This is a genomic window from Paenibacillus apiarius, from assembly GCF_017052585.1.
Classification (GTDB): domain Bacteria; phylum Bacillota; class Bacilli; order Paenibacillales; family Paenibacillaceae; genus Paenibacillus_B; species Paenibacillus_B apiarius.
The window spans coordinates 2,151,822-2,175,181 of record NZ_JAFFHZ010000001.1; the positions used below are offsets into that span (position 1 = coordinate 2,151,822).

A 23,360-nucleotide genomic window follows, 5' to 3' on the forward strand; every position below is an offset into this window, starting at 1 on the left:
GCTCCTTTAATGGTTGTTGATTTATGGTTTTTTCGGATATAACGGATAATCCACTTCTGTTGGCACTTCAATGAGAACGAACCGCAATCCGTTGGTGCCTCGGGCTGCAAAACGGGCCTGGCCGTCTTCTTCCGAGCGAAGCACGAGGAAATCCTTCCCCGCGAACGACTGCGCTTCGGCATCATCCGCTGAGCATTCCCCGCCGCCTCTCACGGCTAGAACTGCCAGTGTTCGGTTGGGATGCAGAGCGTGCACATATGACGCGCCCGGCGACACCGATACGTCCCACATCCCGGCATCAGCCACGATATGAATGGGAGATGGCCCGCCGATGACGGTCTTCACCGTGACTCCCTCTTGCTCTCGCTCAGGAAATTCATGAGCTTCATAGGCGGCGTACTGCGGATCTCTGCGCAGAGCGTCCCGAATATTCGGCTCAAACCAGATCTGGAACAGCTCAGCGTCTGGGCCGACGAGCCGTTCTTGATGATATACGCCGGAACCGGCCTGAATGAGCTGGGCGCCGCCAGGGCCTACTATACTCTCCGTCCCGAGCGAATCTCCGTGATAAGCTTGCCCGTGAATGACATAAGTGAGAATTTCAAACGCCTGGTGGGGATGCGAGCCGATAAAGCCTTCCGCTTCCGCATGCGCCCATGCCCAGTAGAAGAGCGGCCCCAGCCGATGTATAGCCGAGCCTTCTCCGGAAAATCCTATTGGCTTCTGCTCGGTAATCGCGCCTCCATCGAACTCTCCAGAGCCTTGTTCGGCTGGAGGCAGAATGCGAAGTTTCATCTTGGAACACCCCTTTCATCATTGTTGCCCATTGTCTGGAAGTTATGAACTATCACGAATTCAATAATTACGAATTCGAGATATCAGTCAAAAAAATGACGAGTTCAACTTTTATCTTGAACTCGAGATAATTATAGATCGCCATTCCATCAAAGTCAAACCAAATCGATCACATACATATCGGACCCGATCTAACGGCGGTTACTAACAATCTATATTAAATTGCTTATCGTTTCGACAAGATGCTGTTCTTGAAATGGCTTGATAACGAAGCCCTTCGCTCCAGCGCAGAAAGACTCCCGTATAAAATGGGACTGTCCCATCGCCGACACCATGACAACGTTAGCCTGACCGTCCTGCTGGCGGATCTGACGCAGCGCAGCCAGCCCATCCATGACCGGCATCGTAATATCCAGCATCACAATATCGGGCTTGAGCCGGCCGTACTGCAGGACCGCCTCGCTGCCATCGGCTGCCTCGCCAATCACTTCATAACCATTGCGCTCCAGTATATTTCCCAACACATGCCGCATAAACATTGAGTCATCAACAACGAGCACCTTTTTCACCATTCGCCTCTGCAAAATTTTCCGATTCACCCCCGTTCTGAGCAAGCTGCTTCACGAATTCCGCCAATGCATTTATGATGGACAAATCGTATTGATGGCGGTTCGAGTAGAAATAACCCAGTATTTCTTCGTCCGACACTTCGATATCGCGGTAAGCTCGGGGCACCTTCATGGCCGCGTACACATCGGCGACGGCAGCAAGCCGCCCGATCGCCGGCACCTCCGTTCGTCCGGCTGGATATCCGCTTCCGTCTGCGCGTTCGTGATGATACAAGCAAAAATCTACAATGTCCTTATTCATTCCTAGATTTTGCAGAATGCCGACCCCCTCCGTCACGTGCTCTTCCAGTTCATTTCTCTGGCTTCCGTCCAGCTTCTTGTCCGATTTTAAAATGTCATCCCCCATGGACAGCTTGCCAATATCATGCAGCAGCCCGCCGAGATAGACTTCATCAATATGCATATGACGCAAAAATGCGCTCTTGAACCGCAAATGAATCAACAGCTGAACCGACACATATCCCGTAACGAGGGAATGCATGGCCGTAACGGCATCCCGGCATTTCAACGCCTCCAACAAAGCTTGGGCCTGCTTCCACTTGGTCCGGTGACGGTGATTCCGGCTCATGTCTGTATAGAATCTGCCTGATAGCTCAATTATCATGCTGGTTCCCTCCTATCCATTTTCTTCTTGTGTGCCGCAATGTTTACACCCTAACAAAAGACCGCACCGATGCATAGCGATTCGGCCGCTTTGTCCAAGCAACGTCCACAGACGATATTCATGTAATTTCCAGCACGCTGCCCAGCTGCTTTTGTCCTCAATCTGTCCACAAAAAAAGAACCACTATCGGTATGTGAGTCGAATAGTGGTTCCGTTATTATATTTTGGCGCTCAAATTAATTTGTCCAGCGTTGTCCTATTGTCATCCAACCAAGCGAGATGCTTCTCCAGCCAGCGTATCCAGTGGGCTTTATCCTTCGACTTCCAGTCCGCATGCTCCCAGTTCAACAGATACCGCTGCTTGAACAGGCTGACAATAAACGGATCTTCAATCGAAATGTGAATGCTCTCCGCCGCCGAGCCCGTTTTGTGTCCTGACGGCTTGACACGAAGCTCAATTTGCAACTGGTTATCATCGAATAGAATGGCCCGGTTCAGCCGTTTATGCTCTATATCTTGAAGGTTGTATACAAGCAAGTTAACGGTTGGATTACCCAGCATCTGCATCAAATACTCGATGCATTCTATCCGTTCCTGTACCGAGAAATGCAGATCGACACCGAACAGCGTCAATTTTCCCGTTCGCACGAACTGCATGAAGGTGGATTTGGACAGCTTGCAATAAAATTTGTAACTGGTCATTTGCGTCAACATAAGCGCTCTTTTTTCCCGCATGTTATGGATAAATTCATCTTGGTTGCCGGAAAATAGCGGTAGCTTCAATTGTTCAAGCACACGTTCGAACAGCTTGTCCGGCATGAATATGGTCGGAATATTGCGCAACAGAATGTACATGTCCCCTGCAAGATAATTCCATTCCTCCGCATCGGCCGTAATGGCCGGATCTTGATCATGCGTGCGAATGAGCGGGCGGAATGTCTTCAGCACGTTGCGATAATACATAAGCATCTGGCCTACGGCTTCGGTATTGCGCACGATAATCGTCAGATCTCTTCCCTGATCATGGAGTTGATAACTTAGTAATGCTCCAACACCGGATATGACGGTTACTCTATCGATGGATATCAGCTTATAATTGCTGCTCGGCATGAAGTAGTTGATTTCGGGGCATTGGATATGTACGGCTATCAGTTTTTTGAACGAATCATACGAGATTTCCTCATATAGATCGTGGATATATCCGACAGCAAGCCCCCATCCTTGCCGCGATAGCTGCTTGAGCTGACGGATGAGGCCCTGACGCATGTCTTCGGGCTCGCTCAGCATGTCACTCCCCCACCGTACGATGCTGATAAGCTGCTTGTCCGCGACATCTCCGGCTTTGCCCGCTTCTTTCAGCAATGCAAGCAGCGCTTGATGGTAGCTTTCCGAATGGCCGCAAATTTCGGCTCCAGCAGGAATAGGATAGTCCGCACAGACAGGCTGCATGGACTGTCCATCCGCTGCCGCCATGTCAGGGCTGGCTCCGTCCGCTCCGCTGGCTGCGAACGGCCATGACGCATGATGGCGCTTGGAAAATTTGGAGACCGTATATGCATGCTGCAGAGCGTGCTCCACCCATTGCTCGTAATGTTTCTGACGAGGCATGGAAGAGAAGCTCTCTTCCGGTTCCGCGGCGTAGCAGAGCAGCAGCGGTCTGATTCGGTCTTCCATCGGAGAATCGGGCACGATGAGCCCGGCGATCTCAGCGGCGATGGAATTGCACAGGCGCGCCATGCTGTTCTGCTGCGGGAGCCGCTGCCCGGTCATCCATTTATATACAGACGACACCTCGAAGTGAAGCGTATGCGCCAAACGACGTGCCGTCAATCCAGTGATGTCCATCATCGTCTTGAGGCATCTGGAAAAAGTCAGTCTGTCACTCATTTTATTTCATCTGCTTTCATTATTGAAAAATAAGACTTGAATTGACTTACTCTATACTGAAAACCGGCTCGAAAATTCAGCGCTGAGAGGTTCATTGTCGGAAAACAAATCCGGGAACTCACGCAGCATCTCGAGCAGCAGCTCTGTCATTCCCGCCGTAGCGCATACACGCGCTTCGGCATCGCCGAATGTGCCCTTATGCATGACGCCTCTCTCCTCGAACACACCCTCTACCTTCCAGAAATGCTCTGACCAATTCTTCCCGCAATGCCTCCGGGAAGGGACCGGTATTTCCGTGCCGTCAGGCAGCACCGTGTACAGCAGTTCCGGTTCATCGGCGATCCGTCCGGGAATATCGGCCCATTCTTCCACCCCGTGCATGAACGTATTCCGCCGCAGATCGACGCCAATAAGCAAGATGGCGGCCTGCTTGTCGAGCAGCTTGCCCCAGACAGATTCCCTCGCGCATGGGGTATCGCATCGTTCGTCTCCGCTTGTAAAAGCCGAGGCGTCTGCTCCCAATGCCGCCACTGAATGCGTCGGATGCCAAGAACGCACCACGCCTTGACGTTTGCGGAATAGTTCCGGCAATATGCCTATGCAAGAGGGAGAGTCGTCCACATGGAACTTCGGGTTGTCCGCATTAATGTTCGCCCATGTATGGGTAGGCAGCACCAGCAACCCGTCCTGCATATATTCCGACAATGCATCGAGCACTGTATCGGCACCTTGCTCCAACTGGCCCATGCTCTTTAATGAAGAGTGGACGAGCAGCGTGCCATATCTGTCGATGCCCAACTGCTCCAATTGCTTCATCAAGCTTGCTTTCGTATGCACAGCAATCCTCCTCTACAGACCCCATGCCTATAGTATACCTGATGTTATGAACGGTTCATATTGACATAACGGATCGTCAACGGGCGGCAATTCTCCGGCTAATGAACGAATCGAAGCCCGCTTTGATGACGGCCACAATCGGTACGGATACAAACATGCCGATAATGCCGAACCATCCTCCGCCGATAATAATCGCGAGTATAATCCAGATCGGGCCAATTCCGACTTTGTTGCCCAAAATTTTCGGTCCAATAAGATACCCGTCCAATTGCTGCACCAGGAAAATGAACAAAATAATCCATAGCGTCTGGGCCGGGGATACGAACAAGGTAATGATGCCGACAATGACCATACCCATGAACGGACCGAAATACGGGATCACATTCGTCACTGCCACAATCAAGCTCGATAGCAGCGCGTACGGCGATTGCAGGATGAGCAGGCCTGCAAATACAATAGTGCCGATAACCGTCGCATCCAAGATAACGCCGACGAAGTATTGCGAGAAGATGTTGTCCGTCCGCTTGACGATCGCAATGATCGAGTCAGCCCGCTCCTTGGACAGCAGCGCATACAATATTTTGACGGAACCCGCGCCAATCTTCTCCTTATCCTTCAGCAAATAAATCGAAATGATAAAACCGATGACTAAATTAAGCAGCGTGGAAGTAAACGTAAGCAGACTGGACAGCAAATTATTCAAAATCAATTTGAGAAAGTCGCTGATGTGACTGGAAACGGAACTCAAATACGAGCCCAGCTTCTCGCCTAATCCCGAACGGATAAACCATTCTTGCTCCAGCACATTCGATCGTATCCATACATCACTGCTTGCCAGATAACTCGGCATATTGGCCAGCAGATTGCTGACGCTAGAGATGACCCTTGGCGTAATCACCGTGATGCACAGCACGATAATACCGAGAAATAACGTGTACACGAGCAATATACTGTACATTCGCTTCAAACGGGTCTTGGCCAGCAATTTTTTCTCCAAAAGGTTCACGAGCGGCCGCAGCAAATACGCGATGAAAAAAGCAATGAAGAGCGGCGTAAGCATGGTTAAGAAAGAAACGACAACACCCAGTACATTATCGATATTGTCAACAAGCTTGTACAGCACCAATCCAATGGTGAACAAGCCCAAATAATACAGCGTTCTCCGATCCTTGAACATCATGACCTCCGGGACTGTAATTTTCGTATATACAGATTAGTATATATGGATTACGTTTTGAACTACAAATGGTTGCCAATCATAAAACAAGCCGGCATCTGTCGAAACAGACGCCGGCTTGCGGTCGAACGGGAAGGGGATGAAGCTTATTGCTTATTTTCGATTATTTTTGCTCCGCAGAACGGCCGAACATAAGCCGGTCAAGCGAAAGCAGGGAACTGCCGCTTACGAGCAAATGCAAAGACATCGCGATTAACGCCACATCAAGCTCGTAACCGCCGATGAAGCCCATTGACAATTTGACCGTCGCAACCGCACCCAGCATAATGATGAAAAATGCCCCGGCAATGATTCGCGTGCCAAGACCGAGCACCATGCAGATGCCCCCTACCAGCTCTATCGCGGCAACGACATACGCCATAAACCCGGGAATGCCTACGCTATCGAAAAATCCGGACGTATTTTCAATCCCGCCTTGGAATTTTTGCAAGCCGTGCGCAAAGAATATAACACCAAGCACCAAACGAATAATTAAAGAACCTGCTTCTTTGTTTGCAAACATAATGAAATCCTCCTCATTTGAATGATTGTACATTTTTCAAACTACATGTTGTAGTGCAATATGTTAAAAAAAATTAGGACAAAGCAACAATAAACATCGCGCACAGCGCGAGCAGCACCTGCAGCGAGATCATCGCCGGCGTAAACGGCAGCTTCCACGAATCATCCGTCTCCGGATCGACCAGTTGTTGAATACGGTAGTTGATCGACGTGTCGGCAAATGACACATAGGAGAACGGCATCGGTGCCGCTTGGCCGCGTTTCAGCATTTTGAACAGAGCGCTGCCTAAATGCGCCGGTGTCCCAAGCCGGCTGATCGCATAATGGTCCGCCAGCACTTCTCTGGCGATTTTATATTTTTGTCTTGACCATTTCAGGATCGGAAGGTACCACATAATCGATGCAAACAGCGATACCGCAAAGGTCTTGAGCGGGTCTCTATGCTTCAGGTGATACATCTCATGATAGATGACCGCCTCGAGCTCATTGCTGTCCAGCAGTTCCATCAGGCCGGTGGAAATAACAATTCTCGGCTTCCACAAGCCCATCGTAAACGCAATCGGCGATCGGCATTCGATGACGACGATTCGTTCCCTACCGCCATTATAAGTGCGGTTGAAGGCTTCGGTGTGCCATTCGTGCCGATAGGTCTTTAATCTTTTATAGGCATTCTTGGAAAGCGCGGTCTGTCTTACTGCTGCAAACAGCATTAAGAACAACGTATAAAAGACTAAAGCGTCAAGAGCGTAAACAAACGTGGACAAGCCGTAATTCTGCATCAACGTCGAGCATGCCTCGACGAGGTTAAAATGCAGCTCCCAGCCTGCGAGTACCTGCATCGCGTACATTCCCATCTGACACAGAACGATTGCCGCAATCAGAACGGACGACCCGAAAATGAGCCTTGATCGATTATTCCACATGGATTACGTATCCTTTTTCCACTCTTTTATTTTTTGCTCAAGCTTATCCAGCAGTCCTTCATCCACATCCTCCAAAGCATCGAGCATATGATTGACAACAAGAGGACCGAATTCATCCATCAGCTCGTGCGTCAGCTCCTTGGATTGTGTATCCAGGAACGATTCGCGGCACAATACCGGGTGAAATAACGAAGTTCTTCCTTCCGTCCGCTTGAGCAGAATCCCCTTCTCTACCAGTCGGTTCATCACCGTCATGACGGTATTGAAATTGAAATTCTTCTCTTGCTCCAGCTTCTTCTGAACGTCTTTAATCGACATTTCATTGCCGTCCCACAGGATGTTCATAATCTTGGCCTCCAACGGTCCAAAGAAACGATTCAATCCGCTCTCGTGAAACTTGAAGTTCTGAATCTTCATCACTGCACGACCCCCCACTACGAATTGTAGTGTGAAACCGGAGCACATGTCAAGTATGTCCATATTTAGGTATGATTATGGTCTGCAAGCGAGCCGCCTTCATCGATTGATGTGCGCGAAGCGGCTCGCTGTTAGTAAAGCTATATTTTACAATATCGGCGACAGCAGGCGGGAGATCGACTCGACGAAGCGGCTGCCGATGCCTCTCCGATTGTATTCGGGCCACGTCAATAGACGCGCATCCCGCATATCGTCTTCGAAGATGCGCTCCAACCGCCTACCTATCTCACCGTCATAGACAAAGGCATTTACTTCGAAGTTCAACTCGAAGCTGCGATGATCCATATTGGCCGTGCCGACCGAAGCCGCTTGTCCGTCCACCACGACCGTTTTGGCATGAAGAAATCCTTTCTCATACCAATAGCAGCTCGCTCCTGCGCGCAGCAGCTCTCCCAAATACGAATTGGAAGCCCACTGCACGACCCGGCTGTCCCCTTTTCTCGGTATCATGATGCGCACATCCACTCCAGACTGAACGGCAACCTTGAGCGCCGTCAGCACACTATCATCCGGTACCAAATACGGCGTTTGCAAATAAATTCTTTCCTTTGCCTCGAAAAAGAGCTTGATCAGGCCGTTGCGAATTTGCTGCTTGTCCGAATCCGGTCCGCTCGCCACGATTTGCACTGCTTTGCTGCCGTTCGTATTGATCTCCGGAAAATACGCTGGATCAAACGGAATGTATTGCTGCGCCGCAATCGACCAATCGAGCATGAACTGGGCCTGCAGCCGATGAACGGCATCCCCCCTAATCACGAGGTGAGTGTCGCGCCAATGCCCTATTTTCGGGTCTAATCCCAGATACTCGTTCCCGATATTGAACCCGCCGACAAAGCCGACTTCCCCGTCGATAACCGCGATTTTGCGGTGATTCCGATAGTTGACCCGCAGATTCAAATAGGGAATCCGGGACGGGAAGAATCGGTATACCTCTCCACCGGCAGCCCGCAAACCTTGAAGAGCGTTCTCCTTCAATCCGGGCGAACCGATGTCATCATACAAGAGCCGCACCTCCAATCCTTGCCGCGCTTGAGCGGTCAGAGCATCGATGACCCTTGTGCCCGTCTCGTCGCCCGCCAATTTGTAATAGAGCAGATGAACATGCTTCGCGGCGTTATGTATGCGCGCAATGAGCTCATCCATTTTTTCATGGCCATCCGTAATGATGTCAATTTCATTGTTCTGCGTCAACGGCGAGTAATTGTTCGCCAGGTTCATATAGATTAGATGCTCGTATTTCCGGTTCGAAGGCTGCCGATACTGAAACTCGCCTTGCTGCATCTGCCGCACCTGCACGGCAATTTCGTCCCGGACAAGCCGCTCCGTGCGGGGCTTTATTTTATATACTTTTTGGCGGGCCATATTTTGCCCAATCAAGATGTAGACGAGAAAGCCGATGTATGGCAAAAACAGCAGCAGCATGAGCCAAGCCCATGTCACGCCGACGTTGCGCCGCTCCAGAAAGATGATGACCGCCGCGAACAAGAAGTTGATAACGACGATCCACTTCGCCAAAAAGTTGATTGCTTCCGACATCCACATTCGCTTGTTTTCTCCTGTTCTATGCCTGTTCCTCGTTGTTCAGGGGCAGCCAGCGGAGCACATCCTGAATCCGGGCATCCCAATAGGCCCAATCATGCGTTCCCGGACCTTCCTCGTACGTGTAAGCAAGAGCCGTCTGCTGCGCGGCATCGCGGAATAACACATTATCTTCGTATAAGAAGTCCTCGGTGCCGCAGCATTGATACAGCTTCGGCTTCGCGCCTTCCTTCCGGCCGCATTCCGCCAGCAGGTGAAACAAGTCGTTCCGAGTCCCCTTTATATCCGCTTCGCCGTAAATCAGCTTATAATCCAGCGGCATCATGTCCTCGCGAAAGTACGGGTTCGCCATATTGACCGCGCCGGACAAGCTTGCCGCTGCCGCAATGCGGTCCGGATGGGACAGCGCCCATTTGAACGCGCCGTAACCGCCCATGGACAACCCCGCGACGAAATTGTGTTCGCGCTCCGGTGACAACGGGAAGAAATCCCGCGCAATCATGGGCAGCTCCTCCGTCACAAACGTCCAATAGTTATACCCATGGGCCATATCGGTATAGAAGCTGCGCTGCACCTGGGGCATGACGACGGCGAGTCCCAGCGGGGCAACATATCGCTCGATCGAGGTGCGCCGCAGCCAGTTCGTATTATCATCCGACAGCCCATGCAGCAGATACAGCGTTGGATGGAGCTGCTTGCGCACCGCGATATTTTCAACCCCATACTGCGTCTTCGTGCTCTGTGGCAGTATGACGGTCATGGATGTGTGGAACCCCAACACTTCGGAATAAAAACTGCAGTTGATTAGAGCCACTCCTCTATCCCCTTCCATGTTTGCTTGTAGAGGTTATTAAAAAAGCATATTTAGCGAACTTGCATTTCGAACAGGTCGTTCAAAAATTCTACTTTAGTATCACAAGGCCATTCTGGCTGCATATTCGGCATCCAATCTTGCAATCAACCTCAGCTTTATCATAACCGATATTAAGCCGGCGCAAAAGACGAGCCCCACTGTCAATTCACCATAGGAAAACATGCAGCCTGTCCTGTTTTAAAATGTGGTTTTCACACTTGGAGAAGAGGGATTGAGGCCGTCAACTGCAAATATGCAATTGTTTTTGCGCAACACCACCCATATTAAGCATTTGAACTGCAAATGTGCAGTTCAAAACGAGGAAACTACCATTATTTATGAGATTACGCAAAAATTAACTGCACTTTTGCAGGCTAGCGTGACGAAAGACGAAAAAAGGAATTTTCAAATGTATATTTGCAGTTGAAGACGTTCGCTTCCCTATCTTATTAACCGTTAATCACACCATAGAACACTTGGGCGATGCGGGAAACGTACATTTTGACTGTAGCCAACTCGCATCCATTCAATAGTTCAATTTATGTATGCCGTTATTATAGTTACGCCCGTTTTAGCCAGTATTCGTCGTGATGAAGCGGTTATGGTGCCCCAAACATCAGCATAGATCCGCTTAAAAGACTTGGAGCATCTCCCAATCACTTGTCCAGTGATCAGGCAGATGCTCCATCCACTCTGCGATGCCTTGAGTATCGTTCTTAAGAAATCACACGACTTGCTTCTGTATGCCTCCATTCGAGAACTGGCTATTGTACAGATCGGCGTAAAATCCGCCTTGCTCCAGCAGCTGCTCGTGGTTGCCCTTCTCGATGACGCTGCCCTGATTCATGACGAGAATGAGATCGGCATCGCGAATCGTAGACAAACGGTGGGCTATGACGAAGCTCGTTCTGCCGTTCATCAGCTCTTTCATCGCCTTCTGGATATATACTTCGGTACGCGTATCCACGCTGCTCGTCGCTTCATCCAGAATCAATATGGCCGGGTCTGCCAGAATCGCGCGGGCAATCGTCAAGAGCTGCTTCTGGCCTTGCGATATATTCGACGCTTCCTCATTCAGAACCGTGTCGTAGCCGTCTGGAAGCGTGCGGATGAAATGGTCGGCATGCGCCGCCTTGGCGGCCCGGACGACATCCTGCACCGAAGCCCCTGCCCGCCCGTAAGCGATGTTATCGCGAATGGTGCCGTTAAAGAGCCATGTGTCCTGCAGCACCATCCCGAACATGCTGCGCAGGCTGCCGCGCTTCAAGTCGGTGATATTCACGCCGTCAATCGTAATCGCCCCGTCATTAATTTCGTAGAAGCGCATAAGCAGGTTGATGAGCGTCGTTTTCCCCGCGCCCGTCGGCCCGACGATAGCGATTGTCTGGCCGCGCTTCACATCGATATTCATGTCTTCAATCAGCATTGCATCTTTTTTATAGCCGAACTGGACATGCTCGAAGCGAACATCGCCTTGAGGCTGAGCGATCGCCGTGGCGTTCGCCGCTTCCGGCGCTTCCTCTTCCTCGTCGAGCACCTCGAATACCCGTTCCGCAGAAGCGATGGTCGATTGAATAATATTAGCGATGTTGGCTGCTTGGGCAATCGGTTGCGTAAACTGTCTGGCGTATTGAATGAATGCCTGAATATCCCCGATTTCGATCGAGCGCTTCGTGACAAGCACCCCGCCGACGACACAGATCAACACATAGCCGATGTTGCCGATGAAGGACATGAGCGGCATAATCATGCCGGAAATAAATTGCGAGCGCCAGCCGGAATCATATAGCTTATCATTGATTTTATTGAATTCGTCCAGCGATTTCTCTTCGCGGCCGAAGGCTTTTACAATTTTATGTCCGGTGTACATTTCTTCCACATGCCCGTTCAGCTGGCCGAGCGAGGCTTGCTGGCTCATAAAATGCTTCTGCGAACGCTTGGCAATCATGATCGTGGCGACGAAGCTGAGCGGCAGCGTCAGGATGCAGATAAGCGTCATTAACGGGCTAATCGTCAGCATCATCACGATAACTCCGATAATCGTCACGACCGATGTAATAAGCTGCGTCAAGCTCTGCTGGAGCGTGCTGCTTATATTATCGACGTCGTTCGTCACCCGGCTCAATATTTCCCCATGGGTGCGTGAATCGAAATATTTCAGCGGCAAGCGCGACAGCTTGTCGTTGACCTGCTTCCGCATGTCGTACACGATGCGCTGCGCCACGCCAGCCATCAAATATTGCTGGATATAGCTGAACATGGCGCTCACCAGATACAGTCCGATTAAGACGAGCAGGATGTGCCAGATGTATTCAAAATCGATCCCCGTTCCCGTCATCAAGCCTTCGAACAGCTTGGTCGTAGCCTTACCCATAATTTTCGGGCCGACAATCGTAAATACGGTGCTAAGCACCGCCATAATCAACACGGTAATCAATTGATACTTGCGGGGCTTTAAATAGCCCATCAGTCTCTTTAATGTTCCTTTGAAATCCTTGGCCTTCTCGGCCGGCATCGCCATGCCCGGCCCCATAGGTCCTCCATGTCCAGGTTTCGGTCCTCTCCGTTGCTCACTCATGCAATCTCCTCCTCCGACAGCTGTGAGGATACGATTTCCCGGTATACGCTGCAGGTATCCATCAGTTGGTTATGCGTGCCTATCCCTGCAATGCGGCCTTCATCCAATACAATGATCCGGTCCGCGGCCATGACCGTGCTTACACGCTGCGCCACGAGCAGAACGGTCGATTCGGTCGTCTCCTCCTTCAACGCCGCGCGCAGCTTCGCATCGGTCTTGAAGTCCAATGCGGAGAAGCTGTCGTCGAACACATAGATTTCCGGTCTTCTTACGAGCGCCCGCGCAATGGACAAGCGCTGCTTCTGTCCTCCGGATACGTTCGCGCCGCCTTGCGCAATCTCTGAATCGAAGCCGTCCTTCATGCCCGAAATAAATTCGCCCGCTTGGGCAATCTCCGCGGCATGGCGTATTTCTTCGTCCGTCGCGTCTTGCTTGCCGTAACGGATATTATCGTTAATCGTGCCGGTGAAGAGAACCGCCTTCTGCGGAACGAATCCAATCTTCGAGCGCAAATCTTGCTGCGCCATCTCGCGCACATCTACGCCGTTTACTCGAATGCTGCCGCTATCCACATCGTAGAAGCGCGGAATGAGGCTAAGCAGCGTAGATTTACCCGAGCCGGTGCCGCCGATAATCGCCGTCGTCTCGCCAGGTCTCGCGCTGAAGGATATGTTGGAAATCGCCGGTTGCTCCGCGCCCGGATAGCTGAAGGTCACATCATTGAATTCGATGAAGCCCCGTTCGCGATCCGATTTCTTGATTTGCGCGGCGTCCTTGATTTCCGACTGCATGTTCAACACCTCGTTAATCCGGGCGGCCGAAGCGGAAGCGCGCGGAATCATCACGAAGATGATGGAGACCATAATGAGCGAGAACATAATTTGCATTGCATATTGAATGAAGGCCATCAAGCTCCCGACCTGCATATTTCCGTTGTCGATGCGAATGCTGCCGAACCAAATAATCGCAATCGTGGAGAAGTTCATCGCCAGCATCATAATCGGCATTAGCGAGGCCATGATGCGGTTGACCTTCACGGCCGTGTTGGTCAAGTCCTGGTTCGCCTCGTTGAAACGCTCTTTCTCGTGATCAATGCGATTGAAGGAACGGATAACCCGGATGCCAGTAAGGCCCTCACGCAGCACCAGATTCAATTTGTCCAGCTTCTTCTGCATCGCCTTGAACAGCGGAATCCCTTTGCTGGCCACTGCGAAGATAGCCAGAGCAAGGAGCGGAATGACGACCGCGAGCACCAGCGTCAGCTTCGCATCCTTCGATACGGCCATAATGATGCCGCCAATGCACATCATCGGCGCGCTGACCATCATGCGCAGTATCATAATCAGCACTTGCTGCAGCTGCGTAATGTCATTGGTCGTGCGCGTAATGAGCGAAGCCGTTCCAATCTTGTCGAACTCCTGCAGCGAGAAGTTCTCCACATGGGCGAACACCTTGCCGCGGAGCAGCTTGCCGAATCCTGCGGCAACCTTGGAAGACAGGTAGCTCGCTCCAATCGAACAGATCATGCCTCCAGCCGCAACGAGCAGCATGAAGCCCCCTATTCTCAAAATATAGGGCGTATCCCCCTGCACAATCCCCGTATCCACAATATCCGACATCAGCGTCGGCAAGTACAAATCCGACAGCGACTGCACAAAAATAAGCGCCAGCACAAATACGATCTGAATGCGGTACGGTCGTAAAAATCGAAACAATTTCATCATGCGTCATCATCTCCGCTCGAATCAATTTCCTCTAAACATACGGGATTTTCTTTATAGTACGTAAAGACTTTAAACAACAGATCCGCGAGGAGATTGCTCTCCTCTTCCCCCAAATAAGCAATCAACCCATTAAAGGACATGTTAAAAGCCGCTTCTGCCTTCGCGGTCACCTTTTCCCCCTTGCCAGTCAGCTTGATGCGCACCGCACGGCGGTCGGAAGGGTCGACCGTGCGTTCCACCAGTCCCTTGGTCTCCAGGCCTTTAATAAGCTGCGTAATCGTGGGCGACGTCACGTGCAGCAAACTGCTGATTTCCGACACCATCAGGCCGGGCGAGTCCGGCTTCATTTTCTTTTTAATACAAAACATCACCGTCATCTCGCTCGGCTTATGGCCTTCTATCGTGCGACGTTTCCACTCCGCCTTATTGAATTGCATAAAAGCCTGCAGCAGTTTATGCGCAGTTGTGTTATCCGTCATCTCATATACCACCCTTGAACATTAGTTAGTGCACCTATTAATTAGGCAACTAATTTATTTAGTAACCTAAGTATATTTCTGCAAAAAATCATTGTCAACCTTATGCCATCGCCTATTTTTCCCACCATCCAACACATCGGAGCCGCTGTTCCAATGGACATGTGAACTATAATTTTCCCTGTTGGTTGACGGAAACATGGCCGGCCTATACAATGTAGAGAATCAAATCGAATAGGCCTTTCTTCGTATAATATTGGAAATATGGTCCAGCCGTCTCTACCAAACTACCGTAAATAGTTTGACTACGAGGAAGAGAGCGCTTGTCACGGATGATCGCACCCGCAATGACAGGCGTGTTCTTGCTCCTTGCCGTCAAACTCTAGTTGCTGAACTAGAGTTTTTTTGTTGTACCTGCATCGGCACTATCATCCTACAACGAGCAAAGGAATGTGATATAGAATGAATTGGAGCAAGCAGCATTGGAAAAAGCGGATTTCCGCAGCCGGCAGAACGGAACCCGCCGATCTCGTCATTACGAACGGACAAATCGTCGATGTCTTCAATCTCGAAATTATGGAAGGGGATATCGCGATTGTGGACGGCATCATTATCGGCATCGGCGGCAGCTATGAAGGCGCCCGTGTCGTCGATGCGGAGCGGCGCTACATCGCCCCGTCCTTCATCGATACGCATGTTCATATTGAATCCGCGATGGTCACGCCGGCTGAATTCGCCCGCGTCGTGCTCCCTCACGGCGTTACGACCGTCATTGCCGATCCGCACGAGATCGCGAATGTGGCGGGTACGGACGGAATTCAATATATGCTGGATGCTTCCGAGAATCTGCCGCTTGACGTATACGTCATGCTGCCATCCTGCGTCCCGGCCACTCCGTTCGAGCATGCCGGCGCGAAGCTCGACGCAGCCAGCCTGGAGCCGTTCTACTCCCACCCCCGCGTATTGGGATTGGCCGAGGTAATGGACTATCCTTCCGTACGCCGCGGCGATGACGACATGCTGGCTAAATTGCTGGCCTCGCATCAACATGGCGGGATGATTGACGGTCACGGCGCGGGGCTGGATGAAGAGGCCATCAATGTGTACCGTGCGGTCGGGGTTCGCAACGACCACGAGTGCGTGACGGCCGAAGAAGCCAAGGCGCGTCTGCAGCGGGGCATGTACGTCATGATTCGCGAAGGCTCCGTCGCCAAGGATGTCGAAGCGCTCATCCCGGCCGTCACCGCGAGCAACGCGCGCCGCTGTGTGTTCTGCACCGACGACAAGCATTTGGACGAGCTGCTGCAAGAGGGCAGCGTGGACCATAACGCACGCCTGGCCATACGATGCGGGCTGGATCCGCTGCAAGCCATACAGATGGCCTCTCTGAATGCGGCCGAGTGCTTCGGACTGCATGCCAAAGGTGCGATCGCTCCCGGGTATGAGGCCGACTTGCTGCTGATCGACGACCTGCAGCGCCTCTCGATTGCCCAAGTGTATAAATCGGGCATCCTCGTCGGCGACAACGGCCAATATACCGGACCGGTGCCGCAACCAGCCGAGATTCCGTCCCGGCTGCTGGAGACGGTCCACCTGCCCGAGATAACGGAACGGGAATTGCAAATCCAGCTGCGTGAGGATCGCCGCTGCCATATTATCGGCATTAATCCGAACAGCCTCATTACGACGCATCTCATGGAGGAAGTCGATACGGAGGACGGATGCTTCCGCCCATCCGTGGATAAAGATCAACTCAAAATCGCCGTGCTGGAACGGCATCACCATACCGGATGCATCGGACTCGGCATCGTCAAGGGCTTCGGCATCGAATCCGGCGCGATCGCTTCTACCGTGGCGCATGATTCCCATAATCTTGTCGTGGCCGGAACCAACGATCAGGATATGCTGGCCGCCGTTCGGGCGCTGCGCCATATGGAAGGCGGGTTGGCCGTTGCAAGCGGGGGCGCCGTGCTGGCGGCCATCGAGCTGCCCTTGGCCGGATTAATGTCCACTGGCGATTATGTCGAGGTGCTTCATCATATGGAACAATTAAATCAAGCATTATCCCGGATCGGCGCTTCTAGCGAGTTCAATCCCTTTGTCACGCTATCCTTCCTGTGCCTGCCCGTAATACCCGAACTGAAGCTGACGGACATGGGATTATTCGACTTCTCCGCCTTTGCGCATATTCCGGTGTCGGCAGATAGCAGCCGCACCCCTGATTACGTGTCGGGCTGATTCTGTCCTTCCGATGCTGTTGCAGCTTCTGCCGCCTTCGCCGCGCCTTTGCCGCGAATGGCGGCTACGGCCAACAGCAGGGCTGGCAGCAGCAGCCCCAGCGTAATGGCATGCAGCGCCCAGGTCGGATACACCTCGAACCAAAAGGAAGTATTCGGGGAAATCAAGATCGAGTAAACGATGAGAATAATCCCCAATGGCATGGTGAGGAAACGGTACTCTTTCAGGTTCAAGCTCTGGGCGAAACCGATAACCGAAATATAGAACAGCAGCGTCAGTTTAAAAAAAATCGTGAAAAACCAAATGATGGCCATCAGCCCTTCGATACGTTCCAAAAAATTGCCGATGCTTATCTTTCTTGCAAGCATATAGCTCGGATATATTAAACGGGCAGTCGTATCTGGGCCCATAACCAGCACTGACATCATTGTAATAATGAGCAATACCGCGCCTCCAATCAAAATTCCCCAGAACAAAGCGCGTCCCACCTTATCTGGACGATTGGCATGCGGAAAAAGCATCAAAAATACGGCAGTCTCCATAAACGGAAAGGCGGTGAACGGGATCCCCGCTCCGATGACCGGCCTAATGCCGCCTTCAAGCACCGGCAAAATGTTCTCCCACTTTATTTGCGGAGATATAAAGATGATGAAGCAGCCAAAGAGCAGAATGAACCAGGGAAAAATAATTTCCGCTGCCCGCATAATCGGTTCCAATCCCAGCCTCACTCCGATGATGACTATGATCAGAAATATAATATGAATGGCTTGAATCGGGGTATCGGGCATAATTTGCGTCGTCATGAAATCTCCGATATTTCTCAAGGAAAACGCAGCCATGGTAAATGGAAAGGCAGCCAAAAAGAAAAGAGACACCGCCTTTCCGAGCCACGTGCCGAGGATGTCTTCCATATATTGAACCAACGTCTTTCCGGGATACTTATTCCCCAGCGCTATATATAAGGGCAGCACCGCCAATCCCGTCGCTATCGACAAAAGTGCCGAGATCCAAGCATCTTGGCCCGCATATGCCGCAAGATAAGACGGAATGATTAAGATGGAGCTTCCGACCATATATAAGGCGACGATGATTGTCAATTCACGCGTGCTTATCTTTCCTTTGTCCAGCATAGATGCCTCCCTCCTCCCTTCCCAAAGCGCTGCAGGCCGCTATTTTAGCACACTGGTATACCAATCGCTCAAAGGCTTATAGACTGCGTGCACCAAGCGCATCGGGTTCGGAAGTTCCACATGCATCAGCATGGCAATGCTCAAGATTGTTCCCGTCAAAAGCAGAAGGTAAAATACCCGCAGCTCTTTAGCCAACCGTTTCCTCTTCAGAGAGGGGGCCTCCATCTTCATGATCGCCGCAGCAATCGCTATTATTGCCAAGCTTGACCACATGTCCAGTTACTCCTTCAGCTGATTGAAAAACGGGCTGGCGACCGTACCCGTATGTCTGATTTTCACATCCGCCTTGATACGTACGGGCAGATCGACGAACCGGCTTCTCCAATCGTTCTTGACCGTGCTCCAATAACGGGGGTTGTCCCGGCGAATCGCTTCCCCGAACCCGAATATATCCGCTTCTAGCGATTTCGCTTTTTTGATTGCTTGCTCCGCATTTTGTTGCATAATTTTCTCGAATTCCTGTTCCAGTCTTACAATCGTTCTTTCTTTCGTCAGGTCAAGCTTGCATTCAACATCGCCGATGTTGGCCTCGGTGCGGATCTCGAGCTCCACTTCCGGCTTGCCGTTTCTTGCTTTTCCTTTCATTTTCGTTTTGGATTTGATAACCTCGATCCCCACCCTTCCACCCTCGGGGCAAGGCGCACTAATAATTGTGCTGTCCAACATGTCCGTAATGATGCTGTACCCTTTGCTTTCCTTTTCATTTAACCAGCCGACCAGTTTATCCTCCTGAAATACGCCAATTCCTAAATATTTTAAAAATGCGGGCGGATCGATCGTTTGAACATTCTCTCTCTTGGTGCCCTCTTCCCGCTCCCCCAGAATGGTAATCCCCGTCAATACCGCCTCTTTCCCGTCGCTTACCAGATCCGTAATCAGCTCATCCAGCTTTATGGCTACGGTCGGCGCCCATGATTTTTCCGACACATCCAACGAATTATGCATCTTGCTGGCCGGTATTTTCTCTAACGGGGTGTAGAACGACATTATTTCTTTCGCAGTCAATTCTCTGGCTACGGCAATGTAGAAATCAGTGCGCAGCTCGTGATCCCGCGACAAGAAATCCAACGCTTCCCTGATGCCTTCTCTCGCTAATGCGTCCCCGATAATGAACATCCGAAGCTGCGAAAAATAAACCTTTCTCGGAGTGACCGTCGTCATTCTGCGAATGGCTTCAAACACCGTATTTCCTTTGGCATGATACATCGTGACCGGAGCACGCTGGCCGCCTGGCTGCTTGGCAGCCACTTCGCCCGGATTCACCACCTGAACCGACACCTCATATTGCTCCCCCGACCGATCGATGCCGAATCCCACCGCAATCGCAAGATCGTTCAATTCACGACGGCTCCAGCATCCGGCGATGAATATCAACAGAACACACATTAACAAGGCTGCCTTGCGCTTCACGGTTTCAACTCCTTTTCTGCCGGTGCATTCAAGCGCTTCATTCCCTTGATTTTGGCTGTGGTTGTTCAGGAATTTTCTTTCGAGTCAAGCTCTTCTTGCCAATAAGCCGCGGACGCGAGAATAGAGCCCATTGCGGCAAACGGAAGATCGCATCTTTCTGGTCCGTCGGAATTAACGGCGCAAACGGACTCATATATGGAACGCCGAATGAACGCAAACTGCTCAAATGAAGCACAATCGCGATAATTCCGATGATGATGCCGAACAACCCAAAGGAAGCAGCCAGCATCATAAGCGGAAATCGCAGCATGCGAATCGAGTTGGACATGCTGTAAGAAGGAAACACGAAGCTGCATATGGCCGTCGTCGATACGACGATAACCATAGCTGCCGATATAATTCCCGCTTCAACAGCCGCTTGACCGATTACGAGCGTACCGACGATAGAGACCGCCGGCCCAATCATCCGCGGCATGCGCAGTCCCGCTTCCCTCAAGATCTCGAAGGTGACCTCCATCATGACCGCCTCGATAAATGCGGGAAAAGGAACGCCTTCCCGTTGCGCCGCCAGACTAATCAACAGCTGCGTCGGCAGCATTTCCTGGTGAAACGTCGTGATCGCGACGTACAAGGATGGACCGAGCAAGGCGATAAAGATGCCGATGTAGCGCAAAATACGGACCAAGCTGCTGATGTCGGCGCGAAAATAATAATCCTCCGCCGCATGGAGAAAGCTGACGAACAAGGCCGGGACGACGAGAACGAATGGAGTGCCGTCAATCAGAATGGCTACCTTTCCCTCCAGCAGCTCCGCGGCAATAACGTCCGGACGTTCCGAGCTATAAATAGTGGGAAACGGCGTATACGTCTCATCTTGAATGAGTTCTTCGATATAGCCGCTTTCCAAAATGCTATCCGTATCGATTCGATCCAGACGCGCATGAACCTCCTTGACGACCTTATCGTCGGCAATCCCCTTGATAAACATGACGGCCACGTTCGTCTGCGTTACTTGCCCGATTTGCTTCGTCACCAACCAGAGATGCGGACTCTTGATTTTGCGCCGCAGCAAGGCAGTGTTCGTGCGCAGCGTTTCCGAGAAGGCCTCGCGCGGTCCGCGTACAACGGATTCAGACGTCGCTTCATTCACTCCGCGGTCTTTCCATCCTGGAGTGGCGACAGCGATCCCCGTTGCATATCCCTCCAGTAAAATAAAGGTATCCCCTGACATTATCGAATTGAACAAAGACTCAAAATCGGCGACTTCTCTGATTTCGCCTACCGTGAGCACATAGTCTTTCAGAATTTGCACGATATTCGGTGCTGCTATTGCTGTTTGGCTCATATCCATCTGCTTTACGTCCAGCATTAACGTCTCCATAATGAAGTCGATGACAACTTTGCTGTCCGCCAAGCCATCTGTATAAATAACCGCTATTTTTTGTTCACCGGTCTTGCCGATCGGGACTTCCCTTATGATGATGTCGGTGCTGTTCCCGACCGTCTCTTGAATATGCTGCAAATTCACCTGCAAGCTTGTCTGCAGCGGTTGCGCAGCCGTTGCAAGTCCCTGATCCGGGGCAAGCGCTGCCTCATCGAAGTTGATTTCCATTGCTTCTCCCTTATGTAAAAGCATTTTTGGAATACATTATTTCCTTGCGGCGCGTTAGATAAACTCAGGTGCCCTCGCTCAGACTAAAATTGCGTTGCTCTCATCCGCCTGTTGCCTCATTCTCCCCCTCCATCAGAACTATCCATGTCGGATTTCATAAAAAAACCGATAGCATAATGCTACCGGTTCTCAACTATGATTTGAGTTGATCAAGCAGTTTTTCGGCCAGTCGTTTATAGATGTTGGCGTGATGAGTCAGAGCAAGAATCGTAAGCAGCATTCGTTCCTCCTCATTATCCACACGATCCAGCGCTGCGATCTGCTCGTTCATTTGTTTTTCGATTTGTATGGACTGCTCCTCTTTATGTTCCAAGAAATCTTGGTACACCTTCCACAAGTCGACACCGTCCCGATGAAGCGTGCTTTGAAAGAGGGTCTTAATGTCACCGATGGAGAGCGATTGCTTCAAATGATAAATAAGAACCATCTGAATGATATGCTCGGGCGAATACTTTTTGTTCTGAGCCGGCTGCAAAATCTTATCCTTCGTGTAATTGTTAATCATCGTCTTGGTCAGCAGCTTGTCGTCAGCGTTCCGTTTCGTTTGCTCCAATGTGTTCTCGAAAAGCGTAATGACCTGGTCCATATATAAATCAAGCTTCGGAATATCCGATACTTCAATCTCCGGCGTATTCACGAGTTCCCTTAATAGGTCATGGATAGGTTCGTTCATAGTCTCTCCTCTTATGCGATCCCGTTTCCGTGATCTCCGTTACTGTTTTCATATCATCATACTACGAACTAATATATCCGAACAACATTGCGCATGTATAATATTTAATATTTACACATCTATATTCCATGTTATAATATAGTTATTACTTGATGTAGTTTTGAATACTACATATCGAATATGTCTATATTAATAGATGAATCAATTTATTGGAGAGGAGTCGGGAGCATGGAATTTAAGGAGCACTACAACGTTGTCCTATACGGAGATTCGATTGCCAAAGGGATTGTGTATGATGATGAGAAGGGAAAATACTCGATGTCTGGCAATAGCTTTGCCCAAATCGTTCAGCATCGTCTCAAAGGGATGCTGCACAATGCCGGAAGGTTCGGCTGTCTGATTACGAAAGGAGCCGAGAAGCTGCAGCATGATGTGCTGAACAAGCGTCCCGACATCGTGCTGCTGGAATTCGGCGGCAACGATTGCGACTTCGATTGGGGGCAGATTGCGGAGCACCCATCGAAGCAGCACGAGCCCCGGACGAACTTGGATCGGTATACGAGCACATTGCGCAGCATGATCGCCACCTTGAAAGACAACGGCATTGTTCCTGTGCTGATGTCTCTCCCGCCTCTTGATGCAGATAAATATTTCCGCTGGATAAGCAACAACAACGAAGCTTCCGCGGCCAACATTCTGTCCTGGCTGGGCAGCGTCAGCCGCATTTACTGGTGGCATGAGCGCTATAACGCCGCCATTATTCAAGTCGCCGAGGAAATGAACACGAAGTGGATTGATGTAAGAGGGGCTTTTTTACAGGCATACGATTTCCGGAAATATATTTGTTCCGATGGCATTCATCCGAACGAACAGGGCCACCGTTTAATCGCCGACAAAATTACCGATTATATGAAAGCCCACTACCGCTGCCTGCTCAAATCCGTGTAAACCGGCAGCCTGATGAAGAAAGAGTTGCAAAAAATAAATAAAACGGAGGCGCCCAAGGCGTCTCCGTTTGCATGTTCACATATGCTATTGAACGATCGGGGCTGTGCATGCTACAATAAAGAATGGCTGCGCAGCTTTCGAAAGATATTATTTTATCCCAATACTATAA

Annotated in this window: 21 protein-coding genes and 1 riboswitch; of the genes, 2 read left to right on the forward strand and 19 right to left on the reverse strand. The window is 50.8% G+C overall.

All coding sequences use genetic code 11. From position 1 onward, the window contains the following. Positions 1-21: 21 nt before the first annotated feature. From JSQ80_RS09810 to JSQ80_RS09875, 14 genes are all read right to left on the reverse strand, one after another. Entirely contained in the window at positions 22-795 is a 774-nt protein-coding gene (locus JSQ80_RS09810; protein ID WP_206095187.1) for a pirin family protein, read from the reverse strand. Positions 796-1,007: 212 nt separating this feature from the next. Then, positions 1,008-1,367, reverse strand: coding sequence for a response regulator (locus tag JSQ80_RS09815; protein ID WP_206095188.1), 360 nt, complete (start codon positions 1,365-1,367; stop codon positions 1,008-1,010). Beyond that, positions 1,342-2,028, reverse strand: coding sequence for an HD-GYP domain-containing protein (locus tag JSQ80_RS09820; RefSeq protein ID WP_206095189.1), 687 nt, complete (start codon positions 2,026-2,028; stop codon positions 1,342-1,344). The genes JSQ80_RS09815 and JSQ80_RS09820 overlap by 26 nt, the downstream gene beginning before the upstream one ends. 231 nt (positions 2,029-2,259) lie before the next feature. Further along, the gene (locus JSQ80_RS09825) at positions 2,260-3,915 is read right to left on the reverse strand and encodes a hypothetical protein (protein ID WP_206095190.1); all 1,656 of its coding nucleotides are present in this window, start codon (positions 3,913-3,915) and stop codon (positions 2,260-2,262) included. Positions 3,916-3,966: 51 nt separating this feature from the next. Further along, complete coding sequence (locus JSQ80_RS09830) at positions 3,967-4,752, reverse strand: AAC(3) family N-acetyltransferase (RefSeq protein ID WP_206095191.1); 786 nt, start codon at positions 4,750-4,752, stop codon at positions 3,967-3,969. A 76-nt stretch (positions 4,753-4,828) separates the two neighbouring features. Then, positions 4,829-5,932, reverse strand: a complete 1,104-nt coding sequence (locus tag JSQ80_RS09835) for an AI-2E family transporter (RefSeq protein ID WP_240463609.1) — start codon at positions 5,930-5,932, stop codon at positions 4,829-4,831. A gap of 160 nt (positions 5,933-6,092) precedes the next feature. Further along, on the reverse strand, positions 6,093-6,491 hold the full coding sequence (locus tag JSQ80_RS09840; protein WP_087434687.1) for a DoxX family protein: 399 nt from the start codon (positions 6,489-6,491) through the stop codon (positions 6,093-6,095). Positions 6,492-6,564: 73 nt separating this feature from the next. Further along, positions 6,565-7,413, reverse strand: a complete 849-nt coding sequence (locus tag JSQ80_RS09845; protein WP_087434688.1) for a M56 family metallopeptidase — start codon at positions 7,411-7,413, stop codon at positions 6,565-6,567. A gap of 3 nt (positions 7,414-7,416) precedes the next feature. Beyond that, complete coding sequence (locus JSQ80_RS09850; protein ID WP_206097538.1) at positions 7,417-7,830, reverse strand: BlaI/MecI/CopY family transcriptional regulator; 414 nt, start codon at positions 7,828-7,830, stop codon at positions 7,417-7,419. Between the two features lie 147 nt (positions 7,831-7,977). Further along, a complete protein-coding gene (gene cls, locus JSQ80_RS09855; RefSeq protein WP_206095192.1) occupies positions 7,978-9,432 on the reverse strand; it encodes a cardiolipin synthase in 1,455 nt (484 codons plus the stop codon). 19 nt (positions 9,433-9,451) lie between these two features. Beyond that, positions 9,452-10,243, reverse strand: a complete 792-nt coding sequence (locus JSQ80_RS09860) for an alpha/beta hydrolase-fold protein (RefSeq protein WP_206095193.1) — start codon at positions 10,241-10,243, stop codon at positions 9,452-9,454. Between the two features lie 763 nt (positions 10,244-11,006). Continuing rightward, positions 11,007-12,860 (reverse strand): ABC transporter ATP-binding protein, encoded by a 1,854-nt coding sequence (locus tag JSQ80_RS09865; RefSeq protein WP_272491101.1) that lies wholly within the window; start codon positions 12,858-12,860, stop codon positions 11,007-11,009. Next, complete coding sequence (locus tag JSQ80_RS09870; protein WP_206095194.1) at positions 12,857-14,584, reverse strand: ABC transporter ATP-binding protein; 1,728 nt, start codon at positions 14,582-14,584, stop codon at positions 12,857-12,859. The genes JSQ80_RS09865 and JSQ80_RS09870 overlap by 4 nt, the downstream gene beginning before the upstream one ends. Next, positions 14,581-15,063 (reverse strand): MarR family winged helix-turn-helix transcriptional regulator, encoded by a 483-nt coding sequence (locus tag JSQ80_RS09875; RefSeq protein WP_206095195.1) that lies wholly within the window; start codon positions 15,061-15,063, stop codon positions 14,581-14,583. The genes JSQ80_RS09870 and JSQ80_RS09875 overlap by 4 nt, the downstream gene beginning before the upstream one ends. Before the next feature lie 223 nt (positions 15,064-15,286). Continuing rightward, a riboswitch (purine riboswitch) is annotated at positions 15,287-15,388 on the forward strand. 134 nt (positions 15,389-15,522) lie between these two features. Here JSQ80_RS09875 and ade point away from each other — a divergent pair. Then, complete coding sequence (gene ade / locus JSQ80_RS09880; protein ID WP_206095196.1) at positions 15,523-17,298, forward strand: adenine deaminase; 1,776 nt, start codon at positions 15,523-15,525, stop codon at positions 17,296-17,298. On the opposite strand, the gene JSQ80_RS09885 is transcribed toward ade, so the two are convergent. The 5 genes from JSQ80_RS09885 to JSQ80_RS09905 form a co-directional block, all read right to left on the reverse strand. Continuing rightward, on the reverse strand, positions 17,283-18,428 hold the full coding sequence (locus JSQ80_RS09885; RefSeq protein WP_206095197.1) for a GerAB/ArcD/ProY family transporter: 1,146 nt from the start codon (positions 18,426-18,428) through the stop codon (positions 17,283-17,285). The genes ade and JSQ80_RS09885 overlap by 16 nt on opposite strands. A 39-nt stretch (positions 18,429-18,467) precedes the next feature. After that, positions 18,468-18,701, reverse strand: a complete 234-nt coding sequence (locus JSQ80_RS09890) for a hypothetical protein (RefSeq protein ID WP_206095198.1) — start codon at positions 18,699-18,701, stop codon at positions 18,468-18,470. A 6-nt stretch (positions 18,702-18,707) separates the two neighbouring features. Beyond that, positions 18,708-19,898 carry a Ger(x)C family spore germination protein gene (locus JSQ80_RS09895; RefSeq protein WP_206095199.1) on the reverse strand — a complete coding sequence of 397 codons (1,191 nt, stop codon included), beginning with the start codon at positions 19,896-19,898 and terminating at the stop codon, positions 18,708-18,710. A gap of 37 nt (positions 19,899-19,935) precedes the next feature. After that, the gene (locus JSQ80_RS09900) at positions 19,936-21,510 is read right to left on the reverse strand and encodes a spore germination protein (RefSeq protein WP_206095200.1); all 1,575 of its coding nucleotides are present in this window, start codon (positions 21,508-21,510) and stop codon (positions 19,936-19,938) included. 193 nt (positions 21,511-21,703) lie between these two features. Beyond that, entirely contained in the window at positions 21,704-22,243 is a 540-nt protein-coding gene (locus tag JSQ80_RS09905) for a DUF1836 domain-containing protein (RefSeq protein ID WP_206095201.1), read from the reverse strand. Positions 22,244-22,471: 228 nt separating this feature from the next. On the opposite strand from JSQ80_RS09905, the gene JSQ80_RS09910 reads away from it, so the two are divergent. Beyond that, complete coding sequence (locus tag JSQ80_RS09910) at positions 22,472-23,191, forward strand: SGNH/GDSL hydrolase family protein (RefSeq protein ID WP_087434701.1); 720 nt, start codon at positions 22,472-22,474, stop codon at positions 23,189-23,191. The last annotated feature ends 169 nt before the right edge of the window (positions 23,192-23,360 follow it).